The following is a 15,013-nucleotide window of genomic DNA, read 5'->3' on the forward strand; positions in this document are numbered from 1 at the left end:
CATCAATTGTCCTTTGGAGTGTTAATGTCGATGAAACGCGCAATCTCGGCTTCCTCAACTTCGGAAAAATCCGCCACGACGCCTTTGCGCCGGCTTTTCAAAATGATCGCCCAGCCCGCCAGGAGAGAAACGACAGCCAAAACAAAGGGCGCCAACCAAAGGGCCAGGGTGGAGGCATTGAAAGGCGGGCGCATCAGAACGTAGTCGCCATAGCGCGCATGAATAAACGCGATGACCTCTTCATCGCTGTCGCCAGCGACCAACCTTTCACGCACCAAAATCCGCAAATCCCGCGCAACGCCAGCATTGGAGCTGTCGATATCCTGATTTTGACAGACGACGCAGCGCAGTTCCTTTGAAATCACCCGCGCGCGCTCTTCAAGCACCAGATCCTGCAACATCTCGTCCGGCTCGACGGCAAAGGCCATCACCGGAAGAAGCAAAAAAAGCGCGATGATCACATGCCTCATCCGTTCTGCCCCCTCGGCAATGCGCCTGCCTGTTCGAGCGCCTCTCTGAACCTAGCAATGGCTTCATCACCAACAACAGGCCCGACGTATCTGAACAACACAGTTCCATCGGGTCCGACAATGAACGTCTCGGGTACGCCCGACAGGCCCCATTCAATGCCAGCCCTTCCACTCAAGTCTGAGCCAATCTTTTCATAGGGATTGCCAAGCTCCGCCAGCCATTTTGTCGCATCTTCCGGCTTGTCCTTGTAGTTGATACCGAACAGCCTCAGCCCATCTTTTTCGACCATTTGGGTCAGTATGCCATGCTCCGCCCGGCAGGGTACGCACCACGAAGCAAACACATTCACGATGACCGGTCCGGCGTTATCCACGAGATCGGCGCGGGACAAGCCGGGCGTCTCCAGCCCCTCAATGGCAGCCAGATCGAACTGGGGCGCAGGCTGGGAGATCAAAACAGATGGAATGTTGTTTGGATCCCGATCGGGGTTCAGCCCCCATAGGAAGAACCCGCCAAATACCGCCGCGATCGTAAGCGGGATGAATGCCAGTATACGTCCCATCGTTACTCTGCCGGAACCCGAGCGGTCACAGCTGCTTTGCGACGAGGTGCACCGACGCGCAGCCGACGATCCGACAGCGAAAGACCGCCGCCTAGAACAAGCATCGCAGACCCGATCCAGATGAAATTGACCAACGGTTCATACAGAATTCGAAGAGTCCATGCGCCTTGTGTACTGGCGTCCTCCGAGGCCGGGTTCGCGATGGACGTATAGAGATCTCCTGCCAGTGTGGAGCGTATCGCGCTCTCGGTCGTGGTGCTTTGAGCAACCGGGTAAGTCCGCCGCTCCGGGAAGAGATCGGTCAAGTATTTTCCATCCCTCGAAACGGTCAATTCACCGCGATCCGCAAAGTAATTGGGCCCACGCACCCGTTCGACTCCGTTGAACCTTACATCAAACCCGCCGATACTGATGTCAGCGCCGGGCTGGACAAACATAATTTCCTCGGATTTCCAAACTGTTGAGCCAATGAATCCGAACATGGCAACAGCAAGACCTGCGTGAGCCAACGTCATGCCATGCGCAGATCTGGGCAGATTTGAAGCCCGGCGCCAGGATGTTGAAACCGGGCCCTCAAACAGCTTGATCCGCATCGTCCATTCCCGCACCGTCGCCATGAACAGCCAAAAGGCGAGCATCAGAGACAGATAGCCCAACACCGGGCCACCTTCCGCCAAATACCAGACCGCAAGCGTCCCCAGAACGGCAAGAAGGGCGACAAAGCGCAGACGTTGCAGGACGCCCGGCAAATCCGCGCGCTTCCACGACAAGAAGGGTCCACACCCCATTGCAAAGACAAGCGGCAACATGACCGGAATGAACGCAGCATTGAAAAATGGCGGGCCTACCGACAGTTTTTCGCCGCCTGTCATTGCTTCGTAGAACAGAGGGTACAATGTACCAAAAAGGACGACGCCAGTGGCCGTTGTCAGAATCAGATTGTTTACCAACAGGCCCGCTTCACGGCTGATCGGTTTGAACAGCCCACCCGGTTCCATCATCGGCGCGCGCCATGCAAATAGCGCGAGCGAGCCACCGATTGACACCGCCAGCAGTCCCAGAATGTAGAGGCCTCTTTCGGGATCAACCGCAAATGCATGCACAGAGGTCAGCAGCCCCGACCTGACGACAAATGTTCCCAAGAGGGACAGGGAAAAGGTCAGGATCGCGAGGAGAATTGTCCAGCTTTTGAAGGCGTCTCTTTTTTCCGTCACGATTGCGGAATGCAGCAGTGCCGTGCCCATCAGCCAGGGCATGAAACTGACGTTTTCGACAGGATCCCAGAACCACCAGCCGCCCCAGCCAAGCTCGTAATAGGCCCACCAAGACCCCAAGGCGATGCCCGCGGTCAGGCTCATCCAGGCGGCCAGTGTCCACGGACGCACCCACCGCGCCCAGGCGGCATCCACCCGTCCTTCGATAAGGGCTGCAACGGCAAAAGAGAAAACAATCGAAAACCCGACATATCCAAAATAAAGGAGCGGTGGATGCATCGCGAGGCCAACATCCTGCAGCAGCGGGTTAAGGTCTTGGCCGTCGCTGGGTGGCGGGAAGACGCGATCAAAAGGGTTGGACGTAAACAGCATGAAGGTCAGAAAGCCGACACTGATCCATGCCTGCACCGACAGCGTTCGCGCCTTCAGTGCTTGCGGAATATTGGATCCAAACAAAGCAACAGCAGCCCCGAAAACCGTCAAAATGAGTGTCCAGAGCAAAAGCGAGCCTTCATGGCTGCCCCATGTGCCCGCCACCTTATACAACATCGGTTTGAGTGAATTCGAATTCTCAACAACATTCTTGACCGTAAAGTCGCTGGTTATGAATGCCTGCATGAGCGCAAGGAATGCAACGGTGACGAAGAGCACCTGTCCAAACGCGGACCATCGGGCCGATTGCATCCAAAGAATATTCCCACGTTTGGCACCGAGGATTGGCAATACACTTTGAACAAGCGCCAGAGCTAAGGCCAAGGCCAGCGCGAAATGACCAACTTCAGGTGTCATCTGATCATCCACCCCTTCGATGAACTCACCGCTTTGTGCGGTTCGTACCATTCCTATCAAGTCGGCCTGCAGACCGTCAGGGGTTGCTTTGTCACCGTTTGTAACAAAGAGCCCTGTGACATATCATTACAAAACACCCCCTCCCCCGGTCTTTATCTGATCCGACATAATAACGATGTTTCGAGAGTAAGTTGGAAAGGAAAGACCGATGGCAAATAGAAGCATTTTTGCACTTTGCGTGCTGACTACCTTTGGCATATCGCAAGCTGCGTTTGCGGAGTCGCATGTCGGCGGCGAAACTCAGCCTGATACGGGCGCAATGTCCAACATGACAATGGGCGATGGTGCCGCGCAAACTGGTATGATGAGTGGGGACATGATGTCCATGATGCAGAACATGATGAAGATGCACGCATCCAGGATGGGTGGCCGCGGCGGTATGATGGGTATGATGGATCGTGATATGATGGCCATGATGATGCCCAGCGGTGATCCTCAGAACATGCGCGCACACATGGGCGTGAAGTTGCGAGAATTTGATTCCGACGCCGACGGTGCGCTGACCCTCGAGGAATTCGAGACCTTGCACATGAGTGTCGTTCGCGACCGCATGGTTGACCGATTCCAGCATCTGGACGCGGATGCCGATGGTCAGATCACTCAGCAAGAAATGGACGCCGCCGGTACACGGATGGGCGACATGCAAACAACGTCGGATGCGTCCGGATCTGCCGATCACCATGGTAGCGACAATGAATAAACAAAGCCTCAGGCCTGCCTATTCCAAAGGAGGCCTCCGATGCCATCCGATCTGACACGTCGCACGGTCGGATTAGCCTTGATCGCTGCAGCCGTCTCACCAACTTTAGCCGTCGCACAGACAGCCAAGATTTGGTCATCTGACTCCGCGTATAATGCGCTGCGGCAAGATCGCGTCCGGATGATCGACGTCCGTTCGCGGCCGGAATGGGCCGACACCGGGATTGCTGAAGGAGCCTGGCCGATCAGCATGCACGAAGACCGGTTCCCCGAGCGGCTTTTTTCAGCCCGTGCAATGGCTGAAGGCCGGCCTGTCGCCCTCATTTGTGCAACTGGTGGTCGGTCAGGAAGTGTGATGCGGAGTCTCCAGCAAGCTGGGTATAGTGACTTTGTTGATGTATCCGAAGGAATGCTGGGATCTGCCGCCGGGCAAGGTTGGATTGCAGCCGGCCATCCGGTTGTCAGCATGGAAGCTGCCCTGGCGGCCCTTCCGGAAGGCTTGGCCTGACGTGCGCCTCTTGAACCGCCGTGAAGCAATTGGATATGCCGCAGGTTTCGGAGCCGCCGCTGTGCTGCCATCTGCTGCGCTATCCGGCACAGGGCGGAAGCTTGAATACCCAGAGCTTCTGGATGCAACAACATCGCGACGATTTCAGCTGAAAGCTCAATCTGGCGCGACCCGATTTCGCGGCAGTTCCGCGACCGAAACCATCGGTTACAACCAAGGCTATCTTGGACCAACGATCCGGCTTTTGACCGATGCAGAGACTTTGGCCGAGGTGCAAAACACTCTGGACGAACCCGTCTCGTCGCATTGGCACGGGTTGCTTGTTCCAGGCCCCTTCGATGGTGGGCCGCATCAGGCCATCGCGCCCGGACGATCATGGGACCCGGTACTCAACCTTGATCAGCCTCCAGCAACAGCATGGTACCACAGCCATGTGCACGGTTCGACAGCCCGACAGGTCATGTTCGGACTGGCAGGTGTTCTGCATGTTACCGATGGGGAAGACGATGAACGTGGTCTGCCGTCCACCTATGCGGTTGATGACTTGACCCTCGTGCTGCAGGACCGTCAATTTAATTGGCGCGGTCGCATGACATACGATGTCGGCATGCATCAATCGATGAATGGTTTTCGAGGTGACACAATGCTCGTGAACGGGCAGGCAGGAGCCTCAGCTGCGGTTCCCAAGGGGGTCGTGCGGTGCCGTCTTGTTAACGGTTCGAATGCGCGGATTTACCGACTGTCCTTGGCCGACGATCGGCCACTTCACCTCGTGGCGACGGATGGCGGATTCCTGGATCGACCGGTTGCACTCACTCGGATGGTGCTTGCGCCAGGAGAAAGGGTCGAAGTTCTCATTGATTTCACGGATGGCAGGGACAGCGTCCTGGTGTCCGACGATATTGCAAACTCCGCCATGGGTGGAATGATGGGAAGTGGTTCTGGCGGTCGTTTTACGGTGCTGCACTTCGCCGTCGATACAACCCTCCCCGTCCGTATCGACACCCTGCCCGATGCCATGGATGGCCCGTTGCCTGACCTTTCTTCCAACAATATCCCAGTTCGGCGTCTAACTCTAGACATGTCGATGGGAATGGGCATGATGATGTCCCGCTCCGGCAATCAGTTTTCAATCAATGGCGCGCCCTATGATCAAAACGCCCTCAATTTCTCTACCAAGCTCAACAGCACCGAGCGCTGGATTGTCCGCGGCGACATGATGATGCACCCGTTCCATATTCATGGGGTGCGCTTTCAAGTCTTGTCCGACAACGGACGCCAGCCGCGGGCAGAGAACAGGGGCTGGAAAGACACCGTTCTCGTGGCTGGCGAGGTTGAACTGGCGATAACGTTCGAAAAACCGGCGCCATCGTCGGCACCGTATATGTATCATTGTCACATTCTTGAACATGAAGACGGCGGCATGATGGGACAATTCAGTGTCTCATGATGAAGAATGTGCTTGACCCTCTACTCGCTGGAACCATGACAGTTGTGCTTGGCCTTTATTGAGGGATCAAAATGGATAATGGATCGAACATCGGGCGTCCTTTTCACGTCGACGTTGTAGCGGTTTTCGTGGCGCTCTATGCGATCGGGTAACACGCATCCCCGTCACTTGGGACTAGTTCTGATCGCAGTGCTTGCGGCGCTGCTCACTGGCATGTGGGCCTTGGATTATTGGCCGAACATAACCCGGGAAACCGTCGAGGGCTGGATTGATGGTGCCGGTCCTTGGGGGCCACTTCTCATTGTTTTGCTGATGATGGGATCAATCGTTGCAAGCCCCATTCCCAGTGCCCCGATCGCCCTTGTAAGCGGAGTTGCCTATGGCCACATGGAAGGAGCCATCTATGTAGCCATCGGGTCGGAACTGGGTGCATTGTCCGCGTTCATCATCGCGCGTTACCTAGGGCGCGTCTACGTCGAGCGATGGCTAGGTAACAAGGCCGCTTATGGTTTGCTCGGGTCTCAAAATTTGCTTACTTTGACGGTGTTTGCTTCCCGTCTTTTGCCCTTCATCTCGTTTGATGCAATGAGCTATGCTGCGGGCCTTAGCCGCCTTCACCTTTGGCGTTTTTTAATTGCAACACTCGCCGGAATTCTTCCTGCGAGCTTCCTGCTCGCGCATATTGGAGCAGAAGCGATGTCAGGGAGTTTCGACGCCGCTGAGTGGGTCATCGTTGGTCTCGGAGTGATGACAGCAACACCGTTGATTCTGGTGGCGATTTTGCGCCCCTCCGGCCGAAACAAAGCTTCCTGAGTTTGGATTACCGACTAGAGCAACTCCTTCACCCGCCTTGCTCAACATTGACCTTCCCACGCAGGAAGCCCCTACAGTCGAATCATGACAGAGTTGCAAACCGAACAGCATCGCCGGGATTTTCTTTACTATGCGACTGCCGGAGCGGGAGCAGTTGCCACTGGCTCGGCAGTTTGGCCTTTGATCAATCAAATGAATCCATCTGCAGATGTTCGGGCTCTCTCAAGCATCCGGGTCGACATTTCGGATGTAGAGCCTGGAACACAACTGACAGTAAGTTGGCGGGGCAAACCGGTCTTTATCCGCCACCGAAATGAAGAAGAGATCGCTCAGGCGCGCTCCGAGGACGTGTTGTCATTGCCCGATGCAGTGGCTCGAAATCCAAATATTCGTGGTGAAGATCCGGCCACAGATGAAAATAGAGCACTGCCCGGACATGAGAATTTCCTGGTTATGATTGGTGTTTGCACACATCTCGGTTGTGTGCCCCTCGGTGATGGTGCCGGCGACTTTGGCGGCTGGTTCTGTCCGTGTCATGGATCCCACTACGATACTGCGGGACGTATCCGGAAAGGGCCGGCACCAGAGAACCTTCACATTCCCACATTATCGGTTTCGGAAGGTATGATATTGACACTGGGCTAGCGGGTTTCACGGGCGGAGACCGAAAAATCTCGAACCCGATACGAATTGTTACATATGCAGGTTGAGTCTGCCTTGACCTTCCAGCTACTGGAGGAGCTAGTTGTCTGATCGTCTTGAATATCAAGGATTGAGACGATGAGCACGGATCAAGATCAACACCACAACACCATGCAGGCCGCGACCGCTTCGAACGCCACGACAGTGATCGATCCGGTGTGTGGCATGACCGTTGAGGTCAACGAAAATCCCCGGAATACTGAATTTGGAGCGGAGACCTTCCATTTTTGTTCAGAGAACTGTGAAACGAAGTTTCGCAGCGACCCATATTACTACGCCTCGGGACATGCGCAAAAGGCGCAAACGCATAGCGAGGTAAGTACTCAATGGACGTGCCCGATGCATCCCGAAATCCTCAGGGACGAGCCCGGCGCGTGCCCGATTTGTGGTATGGCGCTTGAGCCAATGCTCCCTTCGGATGAGCCGTCCGAAGAACTCTCCGATTTCACGAAGCGCATGTGGATCAGCGCGGCAGCCGCAGTTCCGCTGGTCATCTTGACTATGGGCGAACTGGTCGGTCTGCCCGTGCGCGCGTGGATCGGTCATCAGACTGCAGTCTACATCGAATTCCTCCTCGCAACGCCGATCATTCTCTGGGCCGCGCTCCCGTTCTTCAAAAGGGGGTGGGATTCCATAAGGACTCTATCCCCAAACATGTGGACGCTGATCGCGCTCGGGGTCGGAGCCGCCTACACCTATTCGCTTGCCGCGACCTTCTTGCCTGGAATTTTTCCTGCGGCGTACCAAACCGGCGAAGGCGTCGGGACTTATTACGAAGCCGCAGTTGTGATCGTCACATTGATCTTTGTCGGTCAGGTGCTTGAATTGCGTGCACGGGAACGAACGGGTGATGCAATCCGCGCCTTGCTTGATCTCGCACCGAAAACAGCCCGCCGTATCATGCCGGACGGGACCGAATACGACGCACCGCTGGAGCATATCATTGCTGGCGATACGTTACGCGTGCGACCCGGTGACAGCATCCCAGTGGACGCTGACGTGCTTGAGGGGCGTTCATCCATCGACGAAAGCATGATTACTGGAGAGCCGCTTCCCGTTGAAAAAACACAAGGGGACCGGGTCACGGGCGGGACAATCAACAAAAACGGCACATTGATGGTGAGGGCCACACAAGTCGGGGCGGACACAGTCCTTTCTCAGATCGTGGATATGGTCGCTGGAGCGAAACGGTCGCGCGCGCCAATTCAGGGACTAGCAGATCGTGTGTCGTCAGTATTCGTGCCAACGGTCGTTCTCATTGCGGTCACATCATTCATCGTTTGGCTCATGTTCGGGCCAGATCCAGCACTTGCATTTGCGATAACAGCTGCGGTCTCTGTACTTATTATCGCCTGCCCTTGCGCATTGGGTCTCGCAACACCGATCTCGATCACCACAGCTGCGGGCCGCGGGGCACAAGCAGGTGTCTTGATCAAGGATGCAGAGGCACTGGAGCGGATGGCGCGCGTCGATACGGTCATTGTTGATAAGACTGGCACCCTCACCCAAGGGCGTCCGAAGCTCACAGATTTGGTGGTCACGGGTGGGCACTCTGAAAATGATGTTCTTACCCTTGTTGCAGCCTTAGAACGAGGCTCAGAGCACCCCCTTGCGGAGGCGATTGTGGAGGGTGCACGAGAGCAAGGCCTGTCGCTTTTTGAAGCAACAAACTTCGAGGCTATCACTGGCAAAGGTGTCAGAGGTCAAGTTGACGGCCATGATGTCGCTCTCGGAAATCCAGCACTGATGGACGAAATCAATGTGGACCATTCGGTTGCTGAACATGCTGCAAATGACCTCAGGGCTTCTGGAAAGACTGCCATGTTCATAGCAGTCGATGGTAGGTTCGCCGGGATCGTGGCAGTCGCTGACCCGATCAAAGAAACCACGGCCGGTGCCATTGACGATCTTCATCGCCTCGGGCTCAGGGTCATCATGGCGACTGGTGACAATCAAAAGACGGCGGAAGCCGTCGCTTTGAAGCTTGGAATAGATGAAGTTCATGCAGGGGTTTTGCCGGAAGACAAGAAAGCCCTGGTGGAAAACTTGAGGCATGAAGGCGCCCAGATTGCCATGGCCGGAGATGGCGTAAACGATGCGCCTGCCCTAGCGGCTGCCGATGTCGGGATTGCGATGGGTACCGGTGCCGACGTTGCCGTCGAAAGCGCTGGCATCACACTATTGGGAGGCGATCTGGTAGGCATTGTCAGAGCCCGCAGGCTCGCAAAAGCAACGGTTCGAAATATCAAACAGAACCTATTTTTTGCGTTTGCCTATAACACTGCAGGTGTTCCTGTCGCGGCTGGCATTCTCTACCCCATTTTCGGGTTGCTTCTTTCGCCAATGATCGCTGCCGCAGCCATGAGCCTGTCGTCAGTATCGGTCATTGCGAATGCGCTTCGATTGCGGCGTGCCGAACTTTGACCCCTGTATGCGAAATTGTCATCAGATTCTTGAGCTTTCCACCAAGCCGCAACTCAAGAAGGACAGGTCCAATCCCGCCTTCATGGTCCAGATTGCCATTGTGCGGCACAATAGCTCTAAGTATCTGTGGTGCAGGAAAGCCGGATTGCCTTCATTTCATTCAGTTGCGCTGTGGCAGCAGACTTGTCGTTCCCACCGACCCGGCATTCACGAGTTGTCGCTCAAGATACATAGGGACATACTCTCCACGCCGCCACAATCGACCAAGATCATCGTAAAAGCGGCTGAGAAAATGGCCCGACTGTCCGGTTGATGCTATGTATACCGAACTGTTTGGATCAGAAAGGTCATAGACCCCACGGAAAGTCGATCCAAAATCAGCTTGGAACGGGTCCTCGGATGCACCCGCAGAAAATCCAAGGAAAAGAGTGGTGTCGCCGCCTGAGAACGGAAGTCGAATGTTTGACATGAAACTGAAACCTCGAGACCAACTCAGGATAGGATGATCAAGTGCGGTTTGATGGGCATCTCCCCACCTCAAAGTACTCAAATCGCCACGCCCAAATGTTTCTTCGAGCCATAACAGTGAATCGTCGAGCGCGAGGCTAGCGATCTGATCACAGGTCTCGATTTCTTCCGATTGAACTACGTCGCACCAGATTGAGGCACCATCGACATCGCGGAACACGCGCTCGAGAAAAAGTGTCTGAATGACAGGCAATCCCTCAGCCATTTTGCTCAACTCGTCGTTTATCAACCGTTGCTGGAGGGCGCGCATCCAAGCGGTATAGATCAGGGGTTCCGCCATGTGCTCGTTCATGTCGCCGTTCCAATCTGCCAGCATTTGCAGAGCTTCGGCACGCCGTCGGGCAAGAGTTCCTTGGGGCGCGGGTGGTTCTGAAAACCACAAGTTCTTGGCGATGAGTGGCAACAGGCCCCTTGCGGCCGGACTGATAGTGTCTTTCTGATACTCAACGAAACCGTCCCGGGTGTGGACGTCGCGCGCCTCAAGCAGCCTCGTAAGGCGACCTAACCTAAAGCTTCGTCCGTCTGCCCAAACAAATTCGGGAGAGGGCGCTTGATTGTCTATGTCGCGATCAATTTGTGTCTGGGAGTTTGGATCGGATAACTCGGCGTCCTCCGAGGTGTCACCTGGGCCAGTCTCAAGCCAGCGGCTTTCCGACAGCCATCCAGGTGCTGGCATAGACCCCGCAAACGCATTTCGAGGATCTCGAATTGGTTGGACGCCAACAAACTGACTTGCGAGATTTTCCTCGTCTGCAATGATCATCTTCATAGCGGGTGCGATGAAGGATCGCATTGCCAAGAACCCTTGATCTGTACTCTTTGCAGTCATCAAACCCATGAGCGCACTTATGGAAGTGTCATTTGTGGACAGGCCGGTCCATGCCAGAGAGGCAATGTGCCCTTCTGGAATGACCGACGATAAACCGAACAAGTCAGATTGAACGATCGGACCGTTTTCGCTTCGCTCCAAGCGAATAGTCACGGGCGCTTCGCCCCGAATGCGTATAACGGAGGGGCGCGAAACGATTGGCCGGGGTCCCGCCGGTGTCAGTACCTCACGAGAGCCTGTGTCGAGTAGCTTCTCAATAAAAAGATCCTGGTCGTCGATGTTTGATGTGGTTCCAGACCATGCCAGACTGCTGTTACGACCTGACAGTATGACCGGCAACCCAGGTATTGTCGCACCGATGACGCCACCGACTTGAAGCTCCAACCCAGCGAGGTACCAGAGCGAAGGTATGGCCAGCTGAGTGTCGAAAATACCGGCAACTACCGCGTTGCCTGAAACGGTTCGGTTGCGGGTGGCAGCCCAGGCAAGCATCGACGAATTGAGATTGGGACTTCTAAGAGGCGACAATCTGCTCAGTTCAGCGGGTTCAAATCGAATGGCGCCGAGACGAGCATTCGGAAACTGGTCAAAGTACCTTGGTATGTTGCGATCATCATTGGCAAATGACGCCGGGAGAAGATCAGAAACGCGTGCGGGGGGAATGAGCATAGAGAGGCGAGCCCTCAAAACCTCTTCTTGGAATTGACCCGAGCTCTGTAACGCAAAAAGCTTGAGAATTGCGATGCTGTCCTCTGGTCTCCATGGCGCGATGGAGCTTTCAAACAGAAAGAATTCTGGTGCACCTCGCCCCAACGCACCTTTGTTGATTTCCTCAATCCACGCATTCACCCCTTCCGCATAGGCGTTGAGAGCTTCACGCGTTTTGTCGTCCTGGGCGGAAAGCGAAGAACGAGCGGCCTCGGCCAGATCAAGTCTGCGCATGAAATCGTCATAGGCCAAAGTGCTTCGTCCGAAGAGTTCAGACAAGCGTCCTTGGGCAATTCTTCTCAGAAGGGTCATTTGCCACAGCCTGTCTTGCGCGTGAGCGACTCCAAGCCCAAAAAAGACATCGGGGTCGTTCGTTCCAAAAATGTGTGGAACTGCGTAAGCGTCTCTCACGATATCGACCGGTGCCGATAGACCCTCAACATTGAAACTTGCCGTGTAGTCTGGAATTGATCGAGTCATCAGCCAAATCGCCAACGCGGTCGCAACTATTGTTATGATTGCTGCGGCGATGAACCCTCTAAGCAAAAGTCGGAATAGACGTCTCATCCGTACCATGCCCGCTGACGGTAGCTTCGCAGAACATTCGTCCTTTCAGTAAAGCGCGTACCGAAAAAGGTCGACTTCCAGTTCTTTTTATACGCGAGGTCACAGCTCCGTCTTGAAGATCGGGCGTCGGCTGGCGAGTTCAATATGGCGATTACTTCCGGTTTCGGTCTTTCCATCGCTTGCAGATCCAAAAGACACAAAACAGAGCCAAAATCACAGCTAATACAAAAGCCGCCCATGTGATGCCAATAGTGAATATGGTTGTCGTCCCGTCGCTGTCACCTTGCATCAACTTCTGCCTCCAAGAAAGAGGTAGAGCAACGTCGATCCACGGCAGTTTCTATCATGAACCCTTGGCTGTTTCGCAGTGCATAAGATCTTTGCAATACACTTGAGATTGGCGGCCAAGTCGCCCGCTGCTATCACGGGGCAATCAGTGAACTAAAAGAGTCTGACTTGGGTGCCGACTTCCGCCAGATCGAACAACTCTGCGATATGCTCGTTGTACAGCCCAATGCACCCATTGGAAGACTGACGCCCGATCTTGCGTGTGTCGCCGGTCCCGTGGACACGGTAATATTGCCAGGAAAGATAGAGCGCGTGTGTGCCGAGAGGGTTGTCCGGGCCCGGTGGCCAGTAGTCAGGCCATTCAGGATTACGCTCCTTCATCGAAGGTGTCGGTCTCCAACTCGGACCTTCCACTTTTTGAACGACCCTTGTGTATCCCCGCCGGGTCAGCTCTTCTGATTGAGGTACGCTCGACGGGTAGAGCTTGTAAATACTTTCGTCCTCAGACCAGAACTGAACGGCTCTTGAATTGATGTCGCAGAGGATCGCCCCATGCTCGAGATTGTCAAAGTGGTCTTGCCATGGCTGAGCGCTGAAGGACGAGATATTCCTGCGTACCGCCGTTCCGGTCGGTTGCTCCACAGACTGGGCCTTTACCAAGGCCGGAAGTCCGATGACGGCGGCGGCTGTTGTTGATAGAAACTGCCTGCGGTTCTTAATTATTCTGCTCACAGCTTTCCTCCATTTTTTTGAGTCGTAAGACCTCTAGTAGCTAGAGGGTCAAGCGATCCGGGAATGACATTTTTGTGAAGCGATTTAGAGAAAGCGGCGGGTTGAAGCCCGATACTCTTCAAATTCAGAACCGTACAGTTCCTTTAGCCACGACTCTTCTGCGAATGGCGCGGCTATCAGAACAAGGATGGCGGCTGTTCCTACAGTGAGCGCCGAGGGTGAAGATGTAAGGATCATCCACCCACCGACAATTGCCATATCGGCCATGTACTGAGGGTTTCGAGAGTAGCGATACATGCCGGTAGTCCTCAACGTGCCTTTAGCTCCGCCAGTTTGCGCTAACCCGAAATGAGCGACTTCAGTCCAGACGACAAAATTGCCAAACAGAATGAGAGGTATCCCGACCCCGAACCGAAGCCAGTTGGGAAGCACCAAAATGCCCCACCCCAAGACGCCAAGCAAAATGAGTACGCCAAACAACGAAAACGTTGGCACCCAGACCAAAATTGGCGTGATCGCCGTGTAACGTTGGGGCGGCCAGATACGACGCTTTGGGAAAACAATTGACCAAAGGATCGAAGCCAGTGTTGCTGCAGCGATTCCCAGACCAGAAAGAATAAGCGTAGTTTCCATCATGCTTTTGTCTGCTCGTGCCCATAGAGTCGTGCGCTCTCATGAGCATTCTCCAAGTCTTCCAATTCGAGCGTGGAGTGCTGGATGCCGAACTCTTCGGTGAGGCGCGCTTTCACGGCAGCCTTGAGCCCTTCGCCGGATGCGCCATCAATGGTCACGACATGGCAGTCCAATGCCGTTTCGTTTTCTTGCATCTGCCACAGATGAACGTGGTGGACATCATGGACCCCGTCGACCTCCCTGATTGCAGCAACAACGGCATCATTGTCGATGTCGGGCGGGCTTCCGAGCATCAGGATGCGGATAGGCCCCCCGATTTCAGTCACGGCGAGATAAAGAATGTAGAGCGCAATGCCGATGGTGATCGCCGGATCGACCCACCACATATCATAGAGCAAGATGAGCGAGCCGCCGATGATCACGGCAACAGAAGCCAACGCGTCCGACAGGTTGTGCAGGAAGAGCGCCCGGATGTTGACGCTGCCCTTTTGCATCGAATACGTCAGCAGCGCTGTCAGTGTGTCGACAACCAGCGCCACCGAGCCCAGGATCACCACGGTCCAACCGGCGACTTCGGTCGGTTCGATGAGCCGCATCCCGCCCTCGTAGATCAGATAGACGCCGACGAGGATGAGGGTGGTGTAGTTGATCAAGGCGGCCACAACTTCGATCCGGCCATAGCCGAAGGTCATGCGCTCGTCGGCCGGGCGTCTCGCGATCTTTCGTGCCGCGAAGGCGATCACCAAGGATGCCATGTCCGAGAAATTGTGCAGCGCATCGGCAATGAGCGCGAGACTGCCGGACAAGATCCCACCGACAATCTGCGCAAGCGTCAGAAGAGCGTTGGCCCAGATCGCGATGGAGACACGGCGGTCGCCTGACGCAGGATCTATATGCGCGTGGCCGTGATCATGAGGCATGCCGGGATTCCTCGTGCTGATGATTGGGCAAAGCCAAGCCGGGGATTTGCGGCACTTTACCGGACCTGATCCGGCGCACGCGGGCATTCATCCAATGGCGGATGATGTGGCGGTAC

At 55.1% G+C, this 15,013-nt stretch carries 14 protein-coding genes and 1 pseudogene; 7 read left to right on the forward strand and 8 right to left on the reverse strand.

Going from position 1 to position 15,013, the window contains the following annotated elements; all coding sequences use genetic code 11:
• Positions 1-2: 2 nt before the first annotated feature.
• From TA5113_RS16315 to TA5113_RS16325, 3 genes are read right to left on the reverse strand one after another with little or no spacing between them, the layout of a single operon-like run.
• Positions 3-470: a cytochrome c-type biogenesis protein gene (locus tag TA5113_RS16315; RefSeq protein WP_058314109.1), complete on the reverse strand. Its 468-nt coding sequence runs from the start codon at positions 468-470 to the stop codon at positions 3-5.
• On the reverse strand, positions 467-1,033 hold the full coding sequence (locus TA5113_RS16320) for a DsbE family thiol:disulfide interchange protein (protein WP_058314110.1): 567 nt from the start codon (positions 1,031-1,033) through the stop codon (positions 467-469). Before TA5113_RS16320 ends, TA5113_RS16315 begins: the two co-directional genes overlap by 4 nt.
• A gap of 2 nt (positions 1,034-1,035) precedes the next feature.
• Positions 1,036-3,036, reverse strand: coding sequence for a heme lyase CcmF/NrfE family subunit (locus TA5113_RS16325; protein ID WP_058314156.1), 2,001 nt, complete (start codon positions 3,034-3,036; stop codon positions 1,036-1,038).
• A 208-nt stretch (positions 3,037-3,244) separates the two neighbouring features.
• Between TA5113_RS16325 and TA5113_RS16330 the strand changes: the two genes are divergently transcribed.
• The 6 genes from TA5113_RS16330 to TA5113_RS16355 all read left to right on the forward strand — a co-directional run bounded on the left by TA5113_RS16330 (position 3,245) and on the right by TA5113_RS16355 (position 9,692).
• Complete coding sequence (locus tag TA5113_RS16330) at positions 3,245-3,796, forward strand: EF-hand domain-containing protein (RefSeq protein ID WP_058314111.1); 552 nt, start codon at positions 3,245-3,247, stop codon at positions 3,794-3,796.
• A gap of 39 nt (positions 3,797-3,835) precedes the next feature.
• Entirely contained in the window at positions 3,836-4,303 is a 468-nt protein-coding gene (locus TA5113_RS16335) for a rhodanese-like domain-containing protein (protein ID WP_058314112.1), read from the forward strand.
• A gap of 1 nt (position 4,304) precedes the next feature.
• Positions 4,305-5,753, forward strand: a complete 1,449-nt coding sequence (locus TA5113_RS16340) for a multicopper oxidase domain-containing protein (protein ID WP_058314113.1) — start codon at positions 4,305-4,307, stop codon at positions 5,751-5,753.
• 138 nt (positions 5,754-5,891) lie between these two features.
• A complete protein-coding gene (locus TA5113_RS16345) occupies positions 5,892-6,566 on the forward strand; it encodes a TVP38/TMEM64 family protein (RefSeq protein WP_058314114.1) in 675 nt (224 codons plus the stop codon).
• Between the two features lie 84 nt (positions 6,567-6,650).
• Positions 6,651-7,211: a ubiquinol-cytochrome c reductase iron-sulfur subunit gene (gene petA, locus TA5113_RS16350; protein WP_058314115.1), complete on the forward strand. Its 561-nt coding sequence runs from the start codon at positions 6,651-6,653 to the stop codon at positions 7,209-7,211.
• A gap of 168 nt (positions 7,212-7,379) precedes the next feature.
• On the forward strand, positions 7,380-9,692 hold the full coding sequence (locus tag TA5113_RS16355) for a heavy metal translocating P-type ATPase (protein ID WP_235872037.1): 2,313 nt from the start codon (positions 7,380-7,382) through the stop codon (positions 9,690-9,692).
• 160 nt (positions 9,693-9,852) lie between these two features.
• Here the strand turns inward: TA5113_RS16355 and TA5113_RS16360 are convergent, their stop codons facing one another.
• Together TA5113_RS16360 and TA5113_RS16365 are read right to left on the reverse strand one after the other, a co-directional pair.
• Positions 9,853-12,237 carry a penicillin acylase family protein gene (locus tag TA5113_RS16360; protein ID WP_245627120.1) on the reverse strand — a complete coding sequence of 795 codons (2,385 nt, stop codon included), beginning with the start codon at positions 12,235-12,237 and terminating at the stop codon, positions 9,853-9,855.
• A gap of 528 nt (positions 12,238-12,765) precedes the next feature.
• Positions 12,766-13,218: a L,D-transpeptidase gene (locus TA5113_RS16365; RefSeq protein WP_258953948.1), complete on the reverse strand. Its 453-nt coding sequence runs from the start codon at positions 13,216-13,218 to the stop codon at positions 12,766-12,768.
• On the opposite strand from TA5113_RS16365, the gene TA5113_RS17275 reads away from it, so the two are divergent.
• Positions 13,165-13,308, forward strand: coding sequence for a hypothetical protein (locus TA5113_RS17275; protein WP_258953950.1), 144 nt, complete (start codon positions 13,165-13,167; stop codon positions 13,306-13,308). The two genes, TA5113_RS16365 and TA5113_RS17275, sit on opposite strands and share 54 nt — an antisense overlap.
• Positions 13,309-13,428: 120 nt before the next feature.
• Here TA5113_RS17275 and TA5113_RS16370 read toward each other — a convergent pair whose 3' ends face one another.
• From TA5113_RS16370 to TA5113_RS17420, 3 genes and pseudogenes are all read right to left on the reverse strand, one after another.
• Positions 13,429-13,980, reverse strand: coding sequence for a methyltransferase family protein (locus tag TA5113_RS16370; RefSeq protein ID WP_058314118.1), 552 nt, complete (start codon positions 13,978-13,980; stop codon positions 13,429-13,431).
• Positions 13,977-14,897 carry a cation diffusion facilitator family transporter gene (locus TA5113_RS16375; protein WP_058314119.1) on the reverse strand — a complete coding sequence of 307 codons (921 nt, stop codon included), beginning with the start codon at positions 14,895-14,897 and terminating at the stop codon, positions 13,977-13,979. The genes TA5113_RS16370 and TA5113_RS16375 overlap by 4 nt, the downstream gene beginning before the upstream one ends.
• Positions 14,887-15,013 (reverse strand): annotated as a pseudogene (locus TA5113_RS17420) (transglutaminase); the annotation flags it as partial. The gene TA5113_RS16375 and the pseudogene TA5113_RS17420, both read right to left, overlap by 11 nt.

The sequence above is a fragment of the Cognatishimia activa genome, from assembly GCF_001458335.1.
Classification (GTDB): domain Bacteria; phylum Pseudomonadota; class Alphaproteobacteria; order Rhodobacterales; family Rhodobacteraceae; genus Cognatishimia; species Cognatishimia activa.